The following is a 5,946-nucleotide window of genomic DNA, read 5'->3' as shown; positions in this document are numbered from 1 at the left end:
AAACTTTTTTGATAATCTGATATCAAAGTTTTAGTCATATAAAAAATATTTTTGTTTTCCCAAATATTTTTATATTTATATAATTTTTCTATTTTAATATATAAATATTTATTTTTTTCTTGTTTTTGGTATTTAGAAAATATTGTATTTAAAATATTTGTAGACATAGATTGTTGCAATAATATTTCATTATCAGGTTCTAAAATTGATTCTAATATCCATAAAAACTCTTTAGCATCAGAAGTTTGAAATATATTGTTGTTATGAGAAGAATAAATAGAGCTTATATTAAGTTCATCTAACTCTTTTTGAATTATTTTTGCTTCTTTTCCATTTCTAACTAGTATAGCAATATCATTAGATTTTAGAATTTTTTCTCCTTTTTTTGTAATTATTTTAGCATTTCCTTTTTCAGCGCAATTTAACCAATAACTAATTTCATTTGCACATTGTTTTGCAATCCAAATATGATAATTTTCTATTCTTACTTCTTGTTTTTTATAAAAAAAAAACTTAGTGCAGTTTGAGAAATTTCCCCAATTTTAAAATCCATTTTAAAATTTTTATAAGAAGGTAAAACAGGAATAAATGGAATATTTTTAAATATAAATGGATTATTATTTTTAGAAAACAAACAATTAATGCTTTTACACATATTAATAGAAGAACGCCAATTAGTATTTAAATAATAATATTTTTTTATTTTATTTTTTACATATAAATAAGAAAAAATATCAGCTCCTCTAAAACTATATATTGCTTGTTTTGGATCGCCTATTAAAAATAATCCTATATTTTTTTGTTTTTTATTATATATTAAATTAAATATATTATATTGCTCAATATTAGTATCTTGAAATTCATCAATAAATGCCATGGGATATTGTTTACTAATTATATCCTTTAAAATTTTTTCTTTTTTTATAGTTTTTAAAACTAAATTTAATAAATCATCAAAACCTAGTAACAATTTTTTTTGTTTTGTTTTAGATAAAATTTTTGGAATATTTTTTATAGCATAAAATAAAACAACCTTTTTTAATGAAAATTTTTTTGTTAGTATGTCTTTAATTTCATTAAAAAAAATGTGTTGTAAATTAATATTATCTATTGCATTTTTTTCTATATACTCTTTTGTAAAATATTTTAATGAATTCGGAAGTATATAATCTTTAGTTATATCTTTTGACCATTTTGTAATGTTATTTACCCATCTGTTAATATTAAAATTACTATATATTTTTCTATTTAGTTTTAGTATATTAATTTTTTTTAATATCATATCATGATAAATTAACCAATCTTCTTTAAATTGGTTTATTCTTTTTACGTTATTCTCATGACATAAAATTAACTCATTTTTATTCACAATATTTTTTTCAAAATTTAACGATTTAATATGTAAAAATGGTTTAATTCTTTTTAATAATTCTTCTGGGTTTTTATAGTCTTGATAAATTATACTGACAATGTCTTTTGGCAATTTATAAAAGAAGCGTCTCCAAAAATCTTGTGTTGCTTGTAAATATAAACTTTCTTCATTTTCAATAATTTCTTCTTCAGAAGAAAAATTAAATTCAAAAGTGTACGATTTTAATATTTTTTTACAAAATCCATGTATTGTATATATAGATATATTATTTATATTTTTTTGTGCTTCTTCTAATATATATTTTGCTTCTTCTATATTTTGTATTTGTTTTAAAAATAAAGTAAAAAAATCTTTTTTTTTCCTTTTTTTAATACAAGTTAAGTATAACTTTTGTATAGCATCTTTAATTCGTGTATATAATTCTTCTTTTGCTGCATTAGTAAAAGTAACTACTAGTATTTCATTTACTAAAAATTTTTTTGTATCATTATTTTTTTTATCTATTCCTAATAATAAACGCAAATATAATAATACAATTGTAAAAGTTTTTCCTGTTCCAGCTGAAGCTTCTATTAAATGTATACCATTAATTGGTATTTGAAAAATATTTAGTTTTTTTGGAATGCAAGTATTCATATATTTTTTATTTTTTATTTTTTAACAATGGAAGTAACCATCTTTGAGCTGTTTGACAAATTTCTTTGATGTGATCATGATTTAGTACTTTTATTATTTGCTTGATATAAAAATCTTCTTTTTCTCCTTGAATATAATCATTTCCGTTCCAGGTATCTAATAGTCTTTTATATGCTTTTATTTTGCTTTTTTCATCATTTTTGATGATATTATTTTTTATATCGTAAATTTGATCAAACCATGATGCACCTGATCTCGTTAATAAAATCATTTCTTGTGAACCTTTTATATATCCACTAATATATTGATTGAGATAATTATGTGCTGTTTTAGGGTCAAGAACAGAAAATGACCAAATTTGGTTTCTATAACCTATGATTTTACTTTTTCCAATGCCTTCTTGTAAAGAATAAATTAAATGTTCTATCCATAACGAGATACGATCACTATAATTAATTTTATTTGGTTGCCAACGTAACAAACCTTCTTTTTGTATTTCGTATAAAATACCATTAATTTGAAATTGATTTACAGTTAAATTGACTTTTTTTTGTTTAGATAATGTTTTATAGCTTATAACTAAATTAGCTATAGATTGCATTTCTTTTTGTATTTTATATAAGAAAGATTGTCCAAAAAAACCATAAGGTAATTTTCCAGATAGAGAGTAATATTCTAATAATTTTTGTATATCTCGTCGTTGAATTATTTCATTTAATATATTTTTTTTAATTTCAAAAGTGTCTAATTTTTTAACTGAAAAAGGTTCGGTATTTTCAATATTCGTCTTTTTAAAAACATATTTTATTTTTAAATGATTATTAAAAAAATAACGTATTGGGTTTTTCCAAAAGCGAATTAAATCTTTTAAATTAATTTTATTAGAAGTATGATTTTTTAATAATGTATTATCAAATGTTTTATCTTTTATTTGTATATTTGTTTTTTTGTATATATTTTGATTGTTTTCTATTTTCTTTTTTTTATAAGAATTTTGTTTTTTATGATTTTTACATAAATAATATATAATTTGTTTTTTATTATTTTCTATATCTAAATTATTATCTCTAATAAAAAAGAAATTAAATGATATATAATTTAATAATTGATCTATCAATATTGAAGGATTCATTTTTCTGTTATCTTTAATAGAATATCCAATATAACTTATATAAAAATATTGTTGGGCACAAGAAATACTTTGAAGAAATAAATGAGAATATTTTTCATAAGCACTTGCATCACCAATTGATGGATATTCATTTAATAAATTAATAAAACTATCCAAATTATTTTTTTGAGGGATAGTTTTATAATTTGCTCCAATTATACATATTATTTTAAATGGGATATAACAAACATCATTTGGATGACAAAAATTAACTACTCCAGGTAAAAATTTTTGATTTTTATCTTGGATTTTACAAGTAAAATTTTTTTTTAATATTTCAATAGAAATTTTATTTTTATATTTACATAAAATAATTTCATCAATCATTTCTATCCAGTTTTTACTGAGTATTTGAACAGATTTTATTGTTTTTATGTTGCTTTGAAAAAAATCATCAATTAAATCATTAAACAACGAACGCCAAGATATAAGATATTTTGGATTAGATATTTTTTTTTGCCATTTTTTAAGTGTATTTATAAAAATAATTAGCTTACCTATTAATTCAGATCTAATATTGTTATTCACAATACTACATGGTAAAATATCATTCCAGATATTTTCTGTATCATTCGTTGCATAACTAAGAAGTAACTTTTCAATACCCCACATCCATGTATTGTTTTTATCTTTAGGAAAAAATAAATTTTTTTTATGTTTATGATCTATTCCCCATCGAATATTAGCTTCTTCTATCCAACAATATAAAATATTTATATCTTTTTCTGAAATATTGAAATGATTTGATATTTCCGGAATATCAAGAAATGCTAATATTTCTTCATTTTCAAATCGATTATTTTGTAGATCTAATATTTTATTAAAAAATAATAATATTATTTCTGTTTTTTTAGAAATTTTTTTAGAAATAAAATATGGAATATTTTTTTTATCATGTTCTGAGTTAAATATTGAATGAATAGATGAAATGTAATTATTAATTGAATAAGAAGTGACAATAATATCACTAGGTTTAAGATCTGGATATGTATTAAAATATATTAATAATTGCTCATATAAAATTTCAATTTCGTTATATTCACTATAACAAATATTTATAGAAATTGAATTATCTGTTGGGGATAAACATTTTCTTTTTATTTTTTTATTATTTATAATGTTAAATTTAAGTAAATTATTTTTAATCCAACTTAATAAATTGTTACCTTTTGCTTTTTTAAAGAAATTTATTTTTTTTGTATTTTTATGATTAATAATGTTTAAAACATAATATTCTTCATATTTTCCCCATAATGATAATATCGAATTATTTAATTTATTTTTTTGGGTTTTTTCTATTTTAGAAATGTTTTTATTTTGAATCGAATTAAGATGAAATATATTGTTTTTAAAAGGGGTAAGATATAAAAAGTAAACATTTGTATATTGACTAATTATTTTAAAAATTTTTATATAAAATGGATTTAATGAAAAAGAAGAAATTATAAAAAAACGACTAGGAAAAAAATTTTTTTTTATTTTTTTTTTATTATGAAAATTTTGAAAAATATTAAATAGATTTAAAATATGATATGCTGATTTATCGTGCTTTTTAATATTTTTTATTATTTCTTGCCATAATTCTATTTGCCATATTGCATTTTTATCAATTAAAGATATATTTTTTTTTTCTTCCCATGAATTAATCCAATTAGGACGATAAATAATATATTGTTCAAATATTTTTGACATTAAATATGCGAATTTAAATTTTTTAGATATATTATCTTTTTTTTTAATGCAAGAAAAAAAATTTTTTTTATTCAAAGCATTTATAATATTCCACATTATAATAGATTGAGTAAATTTATTTTTTATATTTTTTTTATTTAAAATATTTTGAAATAATTTTAATATAAAATTATTAGGATGATCTAATACAATATTAGCAGAAATTCCTATTGTATTAGCTATAAATATATTTAAGTACTGAAATAGTATTTTACTATCATGTATGAAAATTTCTTTTTCAAAAATTTTAGTAAGTGGTTTTTTTTGAATGATTGGACATATTTTAGATAATAATATATCAAGTTTATTTGATTTGTAAATAATAAACATAAAATACCTAATTATTTTTAATTAATCGCAGAAAATATAAAAAATTTTAAGACGTATCTTATTCATCTTTACATTATTTTTTTTTATAAAGATGTACGTCTATTTGAGGATAAGGAATATCAATATTATTCTTATCTAATGCTTTCTTAAATTTAGCCATTAAATCCCAATAAACTATATTTAGATCATTATTATTACTCCAACAACGTACTATAAAATTTAAAGAAGATGGTGCTAGCTCACTAAGACCGATGATTATATCTCGATCTTTAATCACTCTATCTTCATTTTCTATTACAGTTCGTAAAACTTTAATGACTAAATCAATATCAGCATTATATGACACACTTATAATAAATTCATTACGACGTGCAGGTTCTCTAGAATAGTTAATAATATTACCAGAGATGATTTTGTTGTTTGGTACAACTACTATTTTTCCATCTAATGTACGTAATGTTGTATAAAAAATATGAATATTTAGTACGGTACCTGCAACACTTCCTAAATCGACATATTCTCCTGTTTTTAATGGTCTGAGAGTAACTAATAATACACCAGCTGCAAAATTAGATAATGAACCTTGTAGAGCTAAACCAATTGCCATACCTGCAGCTCCTAATATAGCAATTACAGATGTTGTTTGTACTCCTATTCTACCTAACGCAGCAATAAGTGTAAAAGTAATGATAATGTATCGCATTAA

At 20.3% G+C, this 5,946-nt stretch carries 4 protein-coding genes; all 4 read right to left on the bottom strand.

Annotation, left to right across the window (positions count from 1 at the left end):
* The coding region (locus D9V70_RS03315) for a hypothetical protein (protein ID WP_253254829.1) at window positions 1–347 on the bottom strand (347 nt) is incomplete at its 3' end.
* A 137-nt stretch (window positions 348–484) separates the two neighbouring features.
* Window positions 485–2,008 carry a UvrD-helicase domain-containing protein gene (locus tag D9V70_RS02340; RefSeq protein WP_253254799.1) on the bottom strand — a complete coding sequence of 508 codons (1,524 nt, stop codon included), beginning with the start codon at window positions 2,006–2,008 and terminating at the stop codon, window positions 485–487.
* 7 nt (window positions 2,009–2,015) lie between these two features.
* Entirely contained in the window at window positions 2,016–5,240 is a 3,225-nt protein-coding gene (recC, locus tag D9V70_RS02335) for an exodeoxyribonuclease V subunit gamma (protein ID WP_158356134.1), read from the bottom strand.
* Between the two features lie 73 nt (window positions 5,241–5,313).
* On the bottom strand, window positions 5,314–5,946 hold a 633-nt coding region (gene mscS / locus D9V70_RS02330), incomplete at its 5' end, for a small-conductance mechanosensitive channel MscS (protein WP_158356295.1).

This window comes from Buchnera aphidicola (Lipaphis pseudobrassicae), assembly GCF_005081185.1.
GTDB classification, from domain to species: Bacteria; Pseudomonadota; Gammaproteobacteria; order Enterobacterales; family Enterobacteriaceae; genus Buchnera; species Buchnera aphidicola_AD.
This window is presented reverse-complemented; position numbering and strand designations above follow the sequence as displayed.